This window comes from Metabacillus sp. Hm71, assembly GCF_051842955.2.
GTDB lineage: Bacteria > Bacillota > Bacilli > Bacillales > Bacillaceae > Metabacillus.
On the sequence record NZ_CM200278.1, the window covers coordinates 365,256 to 381,486 of the forward strand.

The 16,231-nt window shown below is 39.5% G+C and carries 16 protein-coding genes; 14 read left to right on the forward strand and 2 right to left on the reverse strand.

The annotated features are described in order from the left end of the window. Nucleotides 1-15: 15 nt before the first annotated feature. From purB to purD, 10 genes are all read left to right on the forward strand, one after another. Nucleotides 16-1,308: an adenylosuccinate lyase gene (purB, locus tag ACSVDH_RS01905; RefSeq protein ID WP_439253731.1), complete on the forward strand. Its 1,293-nt coding sequence runs from the start codon at nucleotides 16-18 to the stop codon at nucleotides 1,306-1,308. A gap of 132 nt (nucleotides 1,309-1,440) precedes the next feature. After that, nucleotides 1,441-2,151, forward strand: coding sequence for a phosphoribosylaminoimidazolesuccinocarboxamide synthase (gene purC / locus ACSVDH_RS01910; protein WP_439253734.1), 711 nt, complete (start codon nucleotides 1,441-1,443; stop codon nucleotides 2,149-2,151). A 2-nt stretch (nucleotides 2,152-2,153) separates the two neighbouring features. Continuing rightward, a complete protein-coding gene (gene purS / locus ACSVDH_RS01915) occupies nucleotides 2,154-2,408 on the forward strand; it encodes a phosphoribosylformylglycinamidine synthase subunit PurS (protein ID WP_046517852.1) in 255 nt (84 codons plus the stop codon). After that, nucleotides 2,405-3,088 (forward strand): phosphoribosylformylglycinamidine synthase subunit PurQ, encoded by a 684-nt coding sequence (purQ, locus tag ACSVDH_RS01920; protein WP_299094392.1) that lies wholly within the window; start codon nucleotides 2,405-2,407, stop codon nucleotides 3,086-3,088. The genes purS and purQ overlap by 4 nt, the downstream gene beginning before the upstream one ends. Further along, nucleotides 3,072-5,300, forward strand: coding sequence for a phosphoribosylformylglycinamidine synthase subunit PurL (gene purL / locus ACSVDH_RS01925; protein ID WP_439253730.1), 2,229 nt, complete (start codon nucleotides 3,072-3,074; stop codon nucleotides 5,298-5,300). The genes purQ and purL overlap by 17 nt, the downstream gene beginning before the upstream one ends. Then, a complete protein-coding gene (gene purF / locus ACSVDH_RS01930; protein ID WP_299094395.1) occupies nucleotides 5,276-6,688 on the forward strand; it encodes an amidophosphoribosyltransferase in 1,413 nt (470 codons plus the stop codon). The genes purL and purF overlap by 25 nt, the downstream gene beginning before the upstream one ends. 143 nt (nucleotides 6,689-6,831) lie before the next feature. Then, nucleotides 6,832-7,872: a phosphoribosylformylglycinamidine cyclo-ligase gene (purM, locus tag ACSVDH_RS01935; RefSeq protein ID WP_439253728.1), complete on the forward strand. Its 1,041-nt coding sequence runs from the start codon at nucleotides 6,832-6,834 to the stop codon at nucleotides 7,870-7,872. Continuing rightward, complete coding sequence (purN, locus tag ACSVDH_RS01940; RefSeq protein ID WP_299094399.1) at nucleotides 7,869-8,435, forward strand: phosphoribosylglycinamide formyltransferase; 567 nt, start codon at nucleotides 7,869-7,871, stop codon at nucleotides 8,433-8,435. Before purM ends, purN begins: the two co-directional genes overlap by 4 nt. A gap of 17 nt (nucleotides 8,436-8,452) precedes the next feature. Further along, on the forward strand, nucleotides 8,453-9,991 hold the full coding sequence (gene purH / locus ACSVDH_RS01945; protein WP_439253727.1) for a bifunctional phosphoribosylaminoimidazolecarboxamide formyltransferase/IMP cyclohydrolase: 1,539 nt from the start codon (nucleotides 8,453-8,455) through the stop codon (nucleotides 9,989-9,991). A gap of 153 nt (nucleotides 9,992-10,144) precedes the next feature. Beyond that, complete coding sequence (purD, locus tag ACSVDH_RS01950) at nucleotides 10,145-11,413, forward strand: phosphoribosylamine--glycine ligase (protein ID WP_439253726.1); 1,269 nt, start codon at nucleotides 10,145-10,147, stop codon at nucleotides 11,411-11,413. On the opposite strand, the gene ACSVDH_RS01955 is transcribed toward purD, so the two are convergent. Both ACSVDH_RS01955 and ACSVDH_RS01960 read right to left on the reverse strand, forming a co-directional pair. After that, a complete protein-coding gene (locus tag ACSVDH_RS01955) occupies nucleotides 11,394-11,495 on the reverse strand; it encodes an EYxxD motif small membrane protein (RefSeq protein ID WP_299094405.1) in 102 nt (33 codons plus the stop codon). The two genes, purD and ACSVDH_RS01955, sit on opposite strands and share 20 nt — an antisense overlap. Nucleotides 11,496-11,718: 223 nt before the next feature. Beyond that, nucleotides 11,719-11,985, reverse strand: a complete 267-nt coding sequence (locus ACSVDH_RS01960; protein WP_439253725.1) for a YgaP family membrane protein — start codon at nucleotides 11,983-11,985, stop codon at nucleotides 11,719-11,721. Between the two features lie 113 nt (nucleotides 11,986-12,098). Between ACSVDH_RS01960 and ACSVDH_RS01965 the strand changes: the two genes are divergently transcribed. The 4 genes from ACSVDH_RS01965 to pcrB all read left to right on the forward strand — a co-directional run bounded on the left by ACSVDH_RS01965 (nucleotide 12,099) and on the right by pcrB (nucleotide 16,154). Beyond that, the gene (locus tag ACSVDH_RS01965) at nucleotides 12,099-13,841 is read left to right on the forward strand and encodes an adenine deaminase C-terminal domain-containing protein (protein ID WP_439253724.1); all 1,743 of its coding nucleotides are present in this window, start codon (nucleotides 12,099-12,101) and stop codon (nucleotides 13,839-13,841) included. 33 nt (nucleotides 13,842-13,874) lie between these two features. Beyond that, complete coding sequence (locus tag ACSVDH_RS01970) at nucleotides 13,875-14,918, forward strand: DUF3048 domain-containing protein (RefSeq protein WP_439253723.1); 1,044 nt, start codon at nucleotides 13,875-13,877, stop codon at nucleotides 14,916-14,918. 16 nt (nucleotides 14,919-14,934) lie between these two features. Further along, nucleotides 14,935-15,246, forward strand: coding sequence for a YerC/YecD family TrpR-related protein (locus ACSVDH_RS01975; protein ID WP_046517834.1), 312 nt, complete (start codon nucleotides 14,935-14,937; stop codon nucleotides 15,244-15,246). Between the two features lie 221 nt (nucleotides 15,247-15,467). Next, entirely contained in the window at nucleotides 15,468-16,154 is a 687-nt protein-coding gene (gene pcrB / locus ACSVDH_RS01980; protein WP_439253721.1) for a heptaprenylglyceryl phosphate synthase, read from the forward strand. The last annotated feature ends 77 nt before the right edge of the window (nucleotides 16,155-16,231 follow it).

Genomic DNA, 16,231 nt, shown 5'->3' on the forward strand with positions numbered 1-16,231 from the left:
GACGGAGGCAAAAAGATGATCGAACGTTACACAAGACCAGAAATGGGCGCAATTTGGACGGAAGAAAACAAATTTAAAGCATGGTTAGAGGTTGAAATCCTTGCATGTGAAGCTTGGGCAGAATTAGGTGTCATTCCAAAGGAAGATGTTGCACTTCTTCGTAAAAACGCATCATTTGATATCAATCGTATTAATGAAATCGAACTAGAAACACGTCATGATGTCGTTGCTTTTACAAGAGCAGTTTCCGAAACGTTAGGTGAGGAACGCAAATGGGTTCATTACGGCTTAACTTCAACAGATGTCGTAGACACAGCTCTTTCTTACTTGCTTAAACAAGCTAACGATATTCTTTTAAAAGATATTGAAAACTTCATCCAAATTTTAAAAGAAAAAGCACAAGAACATAAATATACAGTTATGATGGGACGTACTCATGGTGTTCATGCTGAACCAACAACATTTGGATTAAAGCTTGCTCTATGGTATGAGGAAATGAAACGTAACCTGGATCGTTTTAAACGTGCTGCTGAAGGCGTTGAATACGGAAAAATCTCTGGAGCGGTTGGAACTTACGCAAACATCGATCCATTTGTAGAAAAATATGTGTGTGAAAAATTAGGTACAAAACCTGCACCTATCTCAACGCAAACACTTCAACGTGATCGTCATGCAGATTATATGGCATCATTAGCATTAGTAGCCACTTCAATTGAAAAGTTTGCTGTTGAAATCCGCGGTTTGCAAAAGAGTGAAACACGTGAAGTTGAAGAATCTTTTGCTAAAGGTCAAAAAGGATCTTCTGCAATGCCGCATAAACGTAACCCGATCGGTTCTGAAAATATGACAGGTCTTGCACGTGTGATTCGCGGCTATATGCTAACAGCTTATGAAAATGTTCCATTATGGCATGAAAGAGATATTTCTCACTCATCTGCTGAACGGATTATCTTACCAGATGCAACGATTGCCTTAAACTATATGTTAAATCGCTTTGGCAACATCGTGAAAAATCTAACAGTCTTCCCTGAAAACATGAAGCGTAATATGGACCGTACACAAGGGTTAATCTACTCTCAACGAGTGTTACTAGCTTTAATTGATACAGGTATGACAAGAGAAGAAGCTTATGACCTTGTTCAACCAAAAGCAATGGAAGCTTGGGAGAAACAAGTACCATTCCGCGGGCTAGTTGAAGCAGAACCAAAAATCACAGAACGTTTGTCTGCCGAAACCATTGCAGATTGCTTCGATTATAACTATCACTTAAAAGGTGTAGATACCATCTTCGAACGACTTGGTCTTTAAAATATGAAATAGCAAGGGATAAAAACGTCCCTTGCTATCTCTTTGATTGATAAATTAGGTTAGAAAATATGACAAATCATACGTACTAGCCTGAAAGTTCCCAATATTCTGTTTAGGAGGGCCATCATGAGCATTGAAAAGCTTGAGTTACTATATGAAGGTAAAGCAAAACGTATTTATAAAACAAATGAACCTAATATTTTGCTAGTATCTTACAAAGATTCCGCTACAGCCTTTAATGGTGTGAAAAAGGAAGAGATTACAGGCAAAGGTCGTTTAAACAATGAAATTTCAACCCTGCTTTTTGAAAAGCTGACAGCAAATAATATCGAAAACCACTTTGTGAAAAGATTATCTGAAACAGAGCAGCTTGTAAGAAAAGTAACGATCATTCCGCTGGAAGTTGTTGTGAGAAATGTTGTTGCAGGAAGTCTTTCTAAACGGATAGGTATTGAAGAAGGAACAGAGATCAAAGAACCACTTGTTGAGTTTTACTATAAGGATGATGAGCTAGGTGATCCGCTTATTACTGAAGATCACATTGCACTTTTAGAGGTTGCCACAAATGAGCAAGTTGAAACATTAAAAACACTTGCTAAACAAGTAAATGAAGTACTGAAAGAACATTTTCTATCATGTGGTGTCCGCCTCATTGATTTTAAACTTGAATTTGGTTTGACAGAGGAAGGAAACATCATTTTAGCTGATGAGGTTTCACCAGATACTTGCCGTCTTTGGGATATCGAAACAAATGAAAAATTTGATAAAGATGTATTTCGCCGCGATATCGGCAGCTTAACTGAAGCTTATGAAGAAATTTTAACAAGACTTGGAGGCCAATGATCATGTACAAAGTAAAAGTTTATGTCACGTTAAGAGAAAGTGTATTAGATCCACAAGGAAGCGCAGTAAAAAGTGCATTGCACAGCATGTCATACAATGAAGTTCAAGATGTTCGTATCGGGAAATATATGGAGTTGGCAATTGAAAAATCAGATCGTGACTTAGATGTTGTTGTAAAAGAAATGTGTGAAAAATTACTAGCAAATACAGTTATCGAAGACTATAGATATGAGGTACAGGAGGTTGTCACAAAGTGAAATTCGCTGTGATCGTTTTTCCAGGATCTAACTGTGATGTTGATATGTACCATGCTATTAAAGATGAGCTAGGTGAAGAAGTAGAGTATGTTTGGCATGACCAAACAGATTTAAGCGGCTATGACGGTATTTTATTACCAGGCGGCTTCTCATATGGAGATTATTTACGTTCAGGTGCCATTGCCCGTTTCTCAAACGTTATGAAGGAAGTTGTAAAAGCAGCTGAAGCAGGAAAGCCTGTTCTTGGCGTATGTAACGGATTCCAAATTTTATTAGAAGCTGGATTACTTCCAGGTGCGATGAAACGCAACGAAAACTTAAAGTTTATGTGCCGACCTGTAAATTTAAAGGTCGTAAACAATGAGACGGCATTTACATCAGAATATAAACAAAATGAGGTTATTTCTGTTCCGATCGCCCATGGAGAAGGGAACTATTATTGTGATGAAGAAACGCTGCAAAAGCTTAAAGAAAACAATCAAATTGTGTTTACGTATGAAACGAATCCAAATGGCAGCCTAGTAGATATCGCCGGTATTACAAATGAGCGCGGCAATGTATTAGGGATGATGCCGCATCCTGAACGTGCGGTTGACGAATTATTAGGAAGTGCGGATGGATTAAAATTATTTCAATCAATCGTGAAAAACTGGAGGGAATCTCATGTCACTACAGCTTGAACCAACAAACCAGATGATAAAAGATGAAAAAATCTACAGACAAATGGGTGTAAGTGATGATGAGTTTGCCCTTATTGAAAAAATCATCGGTCGTCTTCCAAATTACACAGAGATCGGTATTTTCTCTGTTATGTGGTCTGAGCACTGCAGTTATAAAAACTCTAAGCCGATCTTAAAGAAATTCCCTGTAACAGGTGAAAAGGTACTGCAAGGTCCTGGTGAAGGAGCGGGGATTGTTGATATCGGTGACAATCAAGCGGTCGTATTTAAAATTGAAAGTCATAACCACCCTTCAGCAATCGAGCCATACCAAGGTGCAGCCACTGGTGTAGGTGGAATCATTCGCGATGTTTTCTCAATGGGTGCAAGACCAATTGCCATCTTAAACTCTTTACGCTTTGGTGAATTACAATCTCCTCGTGTCAAATATTTATTTGAAGAGGTTGTTGCTGGTATTGCTGGCTACGGGAACTGTATTGGAATTCCGACAGTAGGCGGGGAAATCCAATTTGACAACTCATATGAGGGCAACCCATTAGTTAATGCCATGTGCGTTGGGTTAATTAACCATGAAGATATTAAGAAGGGCCAAGCAAAAGGTGTTGGCAATACGGTTATGTATGTTGGCGCGAAAACAGGACGTGACGGAATTCATGGTGCAACATTTGCTTCTGAAGAATTGACAGAGGATTCTGGTGAAAACCGCCCAGCTGTTCAAGTAGGGGACCCATTCATGGAAAAGCTTTTACTAGAAGCTTGCCTTGAAGTCGTGAAAAACGATGCCTTAGTTGGTATTCAAGATATGGGTGCGGCTGGTTTAACAAGCTCTTCTGCAGAAATGGCTAGTAAAGCTGGTTCAGGTATTGAAATGAATCTTGACCTTATCCCTCAGCGCGAAACAGGCATGACACCATATGAAATGATGCTATCTGAATCACAAGAAAGAATGCTGCTTGTTATTGAAAAGGGAAGAGAGCAGGAAATCATTGATCTGTTTAAAAAATATGACCTAGAAGCAGTTACAGTTGGTAAAGTGACAGATGATAAAATGCTTCGTCTATTCCATAAAGGTGAAGTCGTTTGTGAGCTTCCAGTCGATGCGTTAGCTGAAGAAGCACCGGTTTATCACAAACCATCTGCCGTACCTTCGTACTTTGAAGAATTTCAAAAAATGGACGTTGAACCAATTCAGGTTGAAAACTATAAAGAAACACTTCTTCAATTATTAAAACAACCTACGATTGCAAGCAAAGAGTGGGTTTATGATCAATATGACTACATGGTTCGTACAAATACAGTTGTTGCTCCAGGATCTGACGCAGCAGTTGTTCGTATTCGTGATACGAAAAAAGCCTTAGCGATGACAACTGACTGTAACTCTCGTTATCTCTATTTAGATCCTGAAGTAGGCGGAAAAATTGCTGTTGCTGAAGCAGCCCGTAATATCGTATGTTCAGGTGCAACACCATTAGCGATTACAGACAACTTAAACTTCGGTAATCCGGAAAAGCCGGAAATTTTCTGGCAAATTGAAAAAGCTGCAGACGGTATTAGTGAAGCTTGTCGCGTGCTAAATACTCCTGTCATCGGCGGTAACGTTTCGTTATATAATGAAACGAATGGAACTGCGATCTATCCAACACCTGTTATAGGTATGGTCGGTTTAATCGAAGATACTGACTATATTACAACGCAAGATTTTAAAGCAGCAGGAGACCTTATTTACTTAATCGGGGAAACAAAACCTGAATTTGGCGGAAGTGAGCTGCAAAAGCTAACTTACGGAAAAATCTTTGGTAAATCACCAGAGTTAGATTTAGAGAAAGAAAGTAAAACATTAGAACAGCTTTCAAAAGCGATCCGTGAAAAAACAGTTGCCTCTGCACATGATGTATCTGAAGGCGGAGTTGCTGTGGCATTAGCTGAGCCTTTATTTGGCGGAAAAGGTCTGGGAGCAAGGGTAACCCTTAAAGGTGATGCAACTGCCGCATTATTCAGTGAATCACAAACTAGATTTGTTGTTTCAGTGAAAAAAGAAAATCAACAAGCGTTTGAACAACTTGTCGATGCAGTTTGTATCGGAGAAGTAACAGATAACGGGAAACTTATTATAAATGACGAAAACGATGAATCACTTGTCGATGCATCTGTTGAAGAATTAAAGGATGCATGGAAAGGAGCTATCCCATGCTTGCTGAACTCAAGGGATTAAACGAAGAGTGTGGCGTCTTCGGAATATGGGGTCATCCGGAAGCAGCTCAAATAACATATTATGGTTTACACAGTCTCCAGCATAGAGGGCAAGAAGGCGCTGGGATTGTTACATCTGATGGTAAGAAGCTAACGGCCATGAAAGGGCTTGGCTTAATTTCAGAAGTGTTCGGGAACGGCAAATTAAATGAACTATCTGGTAAAGCGGCAATCGGGCATGTTCGTTATGCAACTGCAGGCGGGGGCGGATATGAAAATGTCCAGCCTTTGCTGTTTAAATCACATAGCGGAAGCTTGGCGTTAGCACATAACGGAAATCTTGTGAATGCTAATCAGGTTAAACATCAGCTTGAGAGCCAAGGAAGCATTTTTCAAACAACTTCAGATACAGAAGTACTTGCTCATCTGATCAGAAGAAGCGGCTTTCAAGATCTTAAGGAAGCTGTAAAAAATGCGTTAACGATGATTAAGGGTGCTTACGCCTTCTTAATTATGACTGAAAATGAAATGATGGTTGCTCTTGATCCTAATGGCTTACGTCCATTGTCGATCGGTGTAATGGGGGACGCTTATGTCGTGGCGTCAGAAACATGTGCATTTGATGTCGTAGGAGCGAAATATGAAAGAGATGTTCAGCCAGGCGAATTATTAATCATCAATGATGAAGGAATTCGTTCTGAGCGTTTCTCGATGAATATTAATCGTTCGATTTGCAGCATGGAGTATATTTATTTCTCACGCCCTGATAGCAATATCGATGGAATCAACGTGCATACTGCCCGTAAAAACCTCGGAAAACGTTTGGCTGTAGAGTCAGAGGTCGATGCAGATGTTGTGACAGGTGTGCCGGATTCAAGTATTTCTGCAGCGATCGGCTTTGCAGAGCTGACAGGAATTCCTTATGAGCTTGGATTAATCAAAAACCGATATGTAGGTCGTACGTTTATTCAGCCTTCACAGTCATTGCGTGAGCAAGGGGTTAAAATGAAATTATCAGCTGTACGCGGAGTTGTCGAAGGGAAACGTGTTGTTATGGTTGATGACTCGATTGTACGTGGAACAACAAGTAAACGAATTGTGACAATGCTTCGTGAAGCAGGTGCTACAGAGGTGCATGTACGAATCAGTTCTCCGCCAATTTCAAATCCTTGTTTTTACGGGATTGATACATCAACACATGAAGAACTAATTGCATCAAATCATTCTGTAGAAGATATTCGTCAAATTATTGGTGCAGATAGCTTGGCCTTTTTAAGTGTTGAAGGCATGCTTGAAGCCATCGGCCGACCATATGAAGGTGAGTACAAAGGACAATGCTTAGCATGCTTTACTGGGCGTTATCCGACTGATATTTATCCAGATACAGTACTTCCACATGAGAAGGCATAAAATGAAACGAAGAAAAACGTGATGAGGTTGTCTCAAAACCAAAATGTCAGACCCCGCGAACACAATATATCGGTGTTTGTTGCAGGGGTCAGACCCTTTTGAGACATCCTCGTCTTACTTTCAATGCTAAGGAGGAATCAGGCATGTCCGACATTTATAAACAAGCAGGCGTGGATATCGAAGCTGGCTATGAAGCTGTATCAAGAATGAAAAAGCATGTCGCTAAGACAATGCGTACAGGAGTTATGGGTGGACTTGGCGGTTTTGGTGGAATGTTTGATTTAAGCGAATTAAATTACAAACAACCTGTTCTCGTGTCTGGTACAGATGGCGTAGGGACAAAATTAAAGCTTGCATTTATGGCTGATAAGCATGACACAATTGGAATTGACGCAGTTGCCATGTGTGTGAATGATATTTTAGCTCAAGGTGCTGAACCATTGTTTTTCCTGGATTATTTAGCATTAGGCAAAGCCATTCCGGAAAAAATTGAGCAAATCGTAAAAGGGATTGCTGATGGATGTGAAGAATCCGGCTGTGCATTAGTCGGCGGAGAAACTGCTGAAATGCCAGGGTTATATGATGATGATGAATATGATGTAGCCGGATTTTCAGTCGGAGTAGTGGAAAAGGAAAACATTGTGACTGGGGAAAACATTAAACCAGGGCATGTGTTAATTGGCCTTTCTTCCAGTGGACTTCACAGCAACGGATTTTCATTAGTTCGTAAAATTCTCCTTGAAGATCAAAAGCTTGATTTGCAAGCTGTGTACGAACCATTCACCAAAAATTTAGGCGAGGTTTTATTAACACCAACGCGAATCTATGTGAAACCTGTGCTTGATGTGGTGAATAAGTTTCAAGTCGATGGAATGGCACATATTACAGGCGGCGGTTTTATCGAGAATATTCCACGTATGCTGCCTGAAGGTACCGGTGTGGAAATTGATAATGGTTCTTGGCCAATCCCGGATATTTTCGATTTTCTTAAGGAAAAAGGTGAGTTAAGCAGCGAAGATATGTTTAACGTCTTTAATATGGGAATCGGGTTTGTTTTAGCTGTAAAAAATGAGCTTTTACATGATGTAATTAACCAACTAGAAGCAAATGGTGAAAAGGCGTATATCATTGGTCGTGTGATCGAAGGTTCTGGTGTTACGTTCGGCGGAGGAGCTCTTCGATGAAAAGACTTGCGGTTTTTGCTTCAGGGAATGGGAGTAATTTTCAGGCAATTTTTGATCAAATCAAAAAAGGTGCGTTAGATGCCGAAATCGCTCTTGTGGTTTGTGACAAGCCTGAAGCCGGTGTAATTGAACGTGCTAAAAAAGCAGAAATCCCGGTGTTTTCATTTGTTCCTAAGGAATATGATTCAAAAGCACATTTTGAAGGGGACATATTGGCTGCTTTACATCAGCATCAGATTGATTATGTAATTCTTGCAGGCTATATGCGCTTAATTGGGCCAACATTATTAGATGCGTACGCAAACAAAATCGTCAATATCCATCCTTCTCTATTACCTGCCTTTCCAGGAAAAGATGCGATCGGACAAGCTTTTCATGCGGGTGTAAAGGTGACAGGTGTGACGGTTCATTATGTCGATGCAGGAATGGATACAGGTCCAATTATTGCACAGCAGGCGATTGATATTACAAATGATGATACGGTTGAAACAATCGCAGAAAAAGTCCATAAAGTTGAACATGCTCTATACCCAAAGGTGATTAAAGAATTAGTCTCAAAATAATGGCAGAGGTGAATAACATGACAGTCAAACGCGCGCTTGTCAGTGTGTCAAATAAAGAAAATCTTGTTCCTTTTGTAAAAGAGTTAATTGAGCTAGGTGTTGAAGTCATTTCAACAGGCGGAACGAAATCATTATTAGAGGAAAACGGTCTAAATGTTATTGGGATTTCAGAAGTTACTGGATTTCCAGAAATCATGGATGGACGTGTTAAAACACTTCACCCGAATATCCATGGTGGTTTATTAGCTGTTCGCAGCAATCCAAGCCATATGGATCAATTAAAGGAAAATAACATTGAAACAATCGATATGGTTGTTGTGAATCTGTATCCGTTTAAAGAAACCATTTCAAAACCGGATGTGCAGTTCCAGGATGCGATTGAAAACATCGATATCGGCGGTCCTTCAATGTTACGCTCTGCAGCGAAAAACCATGAAGATGTAACAGTTCTAGTTGACCCTCAAGATTATCAAGCAGTTTTAGAAGAATTAAAAGCTTCTGGAGAAGTCTCTTTGGTACAAAAACAACGTCTGGCCGCTAAAGTATTTAGACATACAGCTGCTTACGATGCCTTGATTGCAGAATTTTTAACGAAGACAATTGGTGAAGAAGACCCGGAATCCGTCACCTATACATTTGAGAAAAAACAATCTCTTCGTTACGGTGAAAACCCTCATCAAAAAGCAACATTCTATCAAAAGCCTTTCGTACCAGTTGCTTCAATCGCAAATGCGAAACAGCTTCATGGGAAAGAGTTATCATTTAATAATATTAAAGATGCGGATGCTGCACTGCAAATTGTACGCGAGTTTACTGAACCTGCTGCAGTTGCTGTTAAGCATATGAACCCATGCGGTGTTGGTGTTGGAACTTCAACATTAGAAGCATTCACAAGATGTTTTGAAGCAGATCCAACATCTATTTTTGGCGGGATTGTTGCCTTAAACCATGAAGTGGATAAAGCAACAGCTGAAAAACTGCATGAAATCTTCTTAGAGATTGTCATCGCTCCTTCGTTTAGCCAAGAAGCATTAGATGTGTTGACAGGCAAGAAAAATCTGCGTTTATTAACAATCGATGTCTCTGCTGCATCAAAACCTGAAAAGCAGCTTCAATCTGTACATGGCGGTTTACTTGTTCAGGATGAAGACACGCTTTCATTAGACGATGTGGAAGTAACCATTCCAACAAAGCGCGAGCCTTCTGAAGAAGAGTGGAAAGACCTAAAATTAGCTTGGAAAGTAGTAAAGCATGTTAAATCAAATGCGATTGTTCTAGCTAAGGATGAAATGACAATTGGTGTTGGAGCAGGACAAATGAACCGTGTTGGCGCAGCGAAGATTGCGATTGAGCAAGCGGGTGAAAAAGCAAAAGGAAGTGCACTTGGTTCAGATGCCTTTTTCCCAATGTCAGATACAGTTGAAGCTGCTGCAAAAGCTGGTGTAACAGCGATTATTCAACCAGGCGGCTCCATTCGTGATGAAGAATCGATTCGTATGGCTGATGAATATGGCATTGCCATGGTATTCACAGGTGTACGCCACTTTAAACATTAAGATGTTTTTCTAAATAGATGGTTACTTTAATAATGAAGGAACATGATAGTAGAAGCAATTGGTTGTTCGCCAATTGCTTCTAGTCTCACTTCAAGTGTAATGGGTAAAAGCAATATGTTTTTTTGAAATCAAATAAAAAAGAGGTGTAAACCAATGAAAGTTCTAATCATCGGACAAGGTGGACGTGAACATGCACTTGTATGGAAAGCCGCACAAAGTAACCTTGTAGAGGAAGTCTTTGTTGCACCAGGTAATGACGGGATGAATGTGCTTGCTACAAGGGTTTCAATTAGTGAAACTGATACCGCAGGCTTATTGGAGTTTGCCAAAGAAAACAAGATTGATTTAACAATTGTTGGTCCGGAAGTTCCATTATTAAATGGGGTTGTAAATGCATTTGAACAGGCGGGCTTAAAGATTTTTGGCCCAACGAAAGAAGCTGCTTTAATCGAAGGAAGTAAAAACTTTGCAAAAGAGCTTATGGTCAAATACAACATTCCAACAGCACACTATCAAACTTTTTCAGATGTTGAGAAGGCAAAAGCCTATATTCAAGAAAAAGGAGCTCCAATTGTTATCAAAGCAGATGGCTTAGCTGCCGGAAAAGGAGTAACGGTTGCCGAAACACTTGATACTGCGCTTGAAAGTGTAACGGATATGCTTGAAGGCGGAAAATTTGGTGATGCCTCTCAATCAGTTGTCGTTGAAGAATTTCTTGCAGGGGAAGAATTTTCGTTAATGGCTTTTGTAAAAGGCGAAAAGGTATTTCCTATGGTGATTGCCCAAGATCATAAGCGAGCATATGACAATGATGAAGGTCCAAATACAGGTGGAATGGGTGCATACTCACCAGTACCGCAAATTCCGGATCATGTTGTGGAAACCGCGATTGAAACCATTTTAAAGCCGGCAGCAAAAGCACTTGTCAGCGAAGGTCGTTCGTTTACAGGTATTTTATATGCTGGACTCATCCTTACAGAAGAGGGGCCTAAAGTGATTGAATTTAATGCTCGCTTTGGTGATCCTGAAACACAGGTTGTCCTTCCAAGACTTGAATCAGATTTAATTGAAACACTGCTAGCTATACTTGAAGAGAAACCTGTTGAGCTTGCTTGGTCATCAAAAGCCGTTTTAGGAGTGGTACTAGCGTCAAAAGGCTATCCAAACGAGTATGAAAAAGGACAGCCAATTGGCCAGTTAACCGAAAAGCATGAGGAAGCGGTTATTTTCCATGCTGGAACAAAAAAAGTCGAGGATCAATTTGTCAATAACGGCGGTCGTGTCCTTGTTGTGTCTGGATATGGTGATACCATAAGCAAGGCACAAGAACAGGCGTATGAGCTAGTAAAAAAAATAGCTGCACCTGCTCTGTTCTATCGAAAAGATATTGGAAACAAAGCAATTAAGCACGGCGTTTCTTAACATAGACAAATAATAATGCGATAATGGCACCGATTAATGCAATCCATATAAACGACATATCTGTTAAATATTCTAAGAACATGTAAACACCTCCAATGTAATAAGGAGGGTGTCTTAAACGAAAGGGTCAGACCCTTTTTGAGACACCCTCCATTTTTTAAGAGAAAGAAAGTATAAATTTGTGTCTAGCTCCAGGCGCCATCGGCTCTAGGGTCTAGTCAAATAGGAATTGAAGGAAAGAACACCTTCTATTCCTATTCGCCTTATGCTTGTCGCCGAATGCTTAGCGCCTTGCGCTTTTCTTATTAAGTAGGGTTAATCACGATTTTTTCGTCATCTTCTTCATAACCATCTTCCTCATCAAAAAACGGTAAATTAGCATTTTGGAACAAATAGGTGATCGGGCAGTAACGCAAAATGCCTTCTCCTACCTTCATGGATCCAAGCACAATGGCAATTAAATATGAATCTCTCCAAGGTCTTTTACAATATTTAGATGTAGCCCAAGCTACGAAGGTTAGCCCGCAAGTAATGCGTACTAACGCGTTAATGATTCCGATATTTGGTCGCATCTTTCCATTCACCCCCTAAAATTGTCATAAAAATGAAATAAAACGTTAATGCGTTAATAAATTCCATATGTTAACATAGAATTATGTTAGTAACTAAAAATGGAGGGTCTTTTATGCCCGAGAAAAAATTTCAATGGAAAATCAGTCAAATTAGAAAACAAATAGAGGTTGTATCAAACAAATGTGCACCTACCGTTTTATTAAAAAATGCCTCCTACTTAAATTCCTATTTGCGTCAATGGATCAAAGCAAATATTTGGATCGTGGATGACCGAATTGTCTATGTTGGTGACAATTTACCCGAGCATTCAGCTCAAACTGAAGTGATTGATTGTACAAATAAAGTTATTGTACCTGGATATATTGAACCACATGCACATCCATTTCAATTATATAATCCCCATACGTTAGCAAAGTATGTGTCACGGACAGGAACAACAACTTTTATCGGTGATAACCTTTTTTTCCTTTTACAATACGAGAAAAAGAAAGCGCTTACGTTTTTGGATGATATGGCTAAATTGCCATACCACTTTTATTGGTGGGCAAGATTTGATTTGCAAACAGAGGTACAAAGTGAGGAACAAATTTTTTCACATGACTTTTTGAAACAATGGTTAGAACATAAATCGGTTATTCAAGGAGGAGAATTGACAAGCTGGCCAAAGCTCCTTGATGGGGATGACTGGATCTTATATTGGCTGCGTGAAACAAAACGAAGAGGAAAAAGAATTGAGGGTCATTTTCCAGGTGCTTCAGAAAACACGTTAACAAAAATGAAGCTATTTGGGGTTGATAGTGATCATGAATCGATGACAGGTAAAGATGTCATGAATCGTCTGAAATTAGGATACACTGCTGCTTTAAGACATTCCTCGATTCGCCCGGATCTTTCAAAGCTTTTGCAGGAGCTGCAACTTGAGGGATTAACAACATATGATCATTTATACTATACTACTGATGGAGCGACGCCGACTTTTTATGAAGCAGGCATGATCAATCGTTGTATCGATATCGCGTTAGAATGCAATGTTCCCGCCATTGATGCATATAATATGGCGACCTTTAATATCGCAAAGTATTACCAATTAGAAGAACAGATCGGTGTTATCGCACCAGGGCGGATCGCTACATTAAACATATTAGACAGCATTGATCAACCAGATCCATCGTCTGTTATGGCAAAAGGGATTTGGCTCCTTAAAGAAGGAAAACGACAAGAGACAGGCGATGTTGTTGAATGGTCTGATTATGGGGTTCAATCTGCAGATATTGCTTGGGATTTAACGACAGATGATTTGCAATTTTCTATGCCGCTGGGGATGAAGATGCGAAATGCCGTGATTATGGAGCCTTATTCGGTTACAATTGACAGCTCAGTAAGTGAGCTTTCCGAGCAGCATGATGAAAGCTTTTTAGCTTTAATTGATCGCAATGGCAAATGGAGAATAAATACGGTCATTAAAGGCTTTGCTAACCATGTTCAAGGCTTTGCAAGCTCATACTCGACAACAGGGGACATTATTATCATTGGAAAAAAGAAACCGGAAATGCTGGCTGCTTATAAGAGGATGAAGGAAATCGGCGGAGGGATTGTGTTAACTGAGAATGGAAATGTCTTATTTGAAATGCCACTTCAGTTAAATGGAAGCGCTTCAAAAGAGGGTCTTGAAAGTGTTATGTTTAAACAGAATCAACTCAACACTCTTTTAAAGGAAAGAGGTTATGGTTTTGATGACCCAGTCTATTCTCTGTTATTCTTGTCATCGACACATTTGCCTTATATTAGAATAACTCCTATAGGGATTTTTGATGTCATGAAAAAAACGGTACTCTTTCCGACTATAATGCGTTAAAATATAAAAGGGAAAAAGATAGGTTGTGTTAGCTTGGATAAGAAAACATTTTCATATGCACTTATAACAATGCTTATGGTTATAAGCGCTTGCAGTAATAAAGAAGAAGCCCGTCCTGTTAAAAATGAAGAGACTGTTCAACAAGAGGAAAAGCCTGTGACCGCTGAGGAAGAAGAAGTTTCTGTTTATCCCCTCACAGGATTAGAGGCAGAGGGTGAACTGAATCAGCGTCCAGTTGCCGTCATGATTAATAATCATCCAAAGGCAAGACCTCAATCAGGCCTTCATAAAGCGGATATTGTATATGAAGTTCTTGCAGAGGGAAGTATCACCAGATTTTTAGCTGTCTTCCAGAGTGAAATACCGGATACAATCGGGCCAGTTCGTAGTGCAAGGGATTATTACATTGATCTTAGTGAAGGCTTTGACGCGCTTTTTATAAGTCATGGCTGGAGCCCTGATGCACAAGAAAAGCTGGAATCTGGAGAAGCTGATTATTTAAATGGTTTATTTTATGATGGAACATTATTTTGGAGGGCAGATCACCGTAAAGCACCACATAATTCCTATATATCATATGAAAATATTTTAAAAGGCGCAAAGTCAAATAAGTACGAAACAACTGCAGATGTAGAGCCTTTGGCGTTTCTTTCTGAGGAAGAAGTGGTAAATTTAAAAGGAGAACCTGCAAGCAAGTTTGTCATTAAATATGACAAATCAGAAACATGGAATGTAACATATGAGTATAATCAAACTAAACAAAGTTACAGCCGCTTTAGTGATAATGAGCAAACTGTTGATTTAGAGAGTGAAGAGCCTATACAACTACCCAATGTGTTTGTTGTGGAAATGGAACATACTTTCATTGATTCTTATGGAAGAAGGGCGATTGATTTAACATCAGGCGGTAAAGCAATTCTGTTCCAAAATGGACAAATGCAAGAGGTAAAATGGGAAAACCGGAATGGCAGAATTCTCCCTGTAAAAGACGGGGAGGTATTAAAGCTTGTCCCGGGGAAAACATGGGTCAATATTGTACCAAACATTGACGATGCATTTGTAATTCAAACGCAATAGCAAAAGGAGAATGTCTATGCAAATCGAAAAGCTACGCGGTAAAGAACTAGACCAGCTTTTTAATTCAATTTTGTCATTAAGAGATTTAGAAGAATGTTATCGATTTTTTGATGACTTATGTACTGTGAATGAAATCCAATCTTTGGCACAAAGACTTGAAGTGGCAAGAATGCTGAGAGAAGGATTTACTTACCATAAGATTGAAACGGAAACAGGTGCAAGCACTGCAACCATTTCACGTGTTAAGCGTTGCTTAAATTATGGAAATGATGCTTATACAATGGCATTGGAACGGGTACATGGAAAGAAAGAGGAATCTGAATCGTAAAAGCGCCGAATTTTCGGTGCTTTTTTAATGGGAAAAAAAGATAACCTTCCAACATAAGGCACCATCCCTTTTGGACTTCTGTTCCTTATCTAAACATGGTAAAATCCATTACTGAAGTTATCGTTATTGGATTTTACCATCTTCATAAAGAGTTAAGTTTTTTGCCTACGTGTTCTTTGTTATAATAGTGAAATGGATGTTTTGAATGGAGGAATTCCTGCATGTATGATATTAGCGAGTGGAAGCATGTGTTTAAACTCGATCCTGATAAAGAAATAAGTGATGAGGACTTAGAAAGAATTTGTGAATCTGGCACCGATGGGATTATCGTAGGAGGCAGTAATCATATTACGGAAGATAATGTGTTAAATCTCATGTCCAGAATCCGCAGATATCTGGTCCCATGCATTTTAGAGGTTTCAACACCTGAAGCCATCATTCCCGGGTTTGATCTATATTTTATCCCAACGGTTTTAAATAGTAGAAGTACAAAATGGATGATTGATTTGCACCAGGAAGCGGTGAAGGAATATGGAGAAATCATGAACTGGGAAGAAGTGATCGTGGAAGGATATTGTATATTAAATCCTGATTGTAAGGCAGCTAGTTTAACAGAAGCAAAAACAGACATCTCAGTTGATGATGTCGTAGCATATGCCCGTGTTGCGGAGAATATGTTTCAACTTCCGATTTTTTATTTAGAATACAGTGGAAAATTAGGTGATCTCCCGGTTGTCGAGCAAACCAAGCAGGTATTAAAGGATACGAAGCTTTTTTACGGCGGAGGCATTTCGTCACCAGAAGAAGCAAAGGATTTTGCAAAGCATGCAGATGTTGTTGTCGTTGGAAATGTTATTTACACAGATTTGAAAGCAGCTTTACAAACGGTTGCTGCTGTTAAATCTTAATGTTGGAATAGGCTGTCTGAGGACTAGCATTTAGCCTCAATCTTTATTAAAATAGAACATATGTTTGTTAGGGTGGT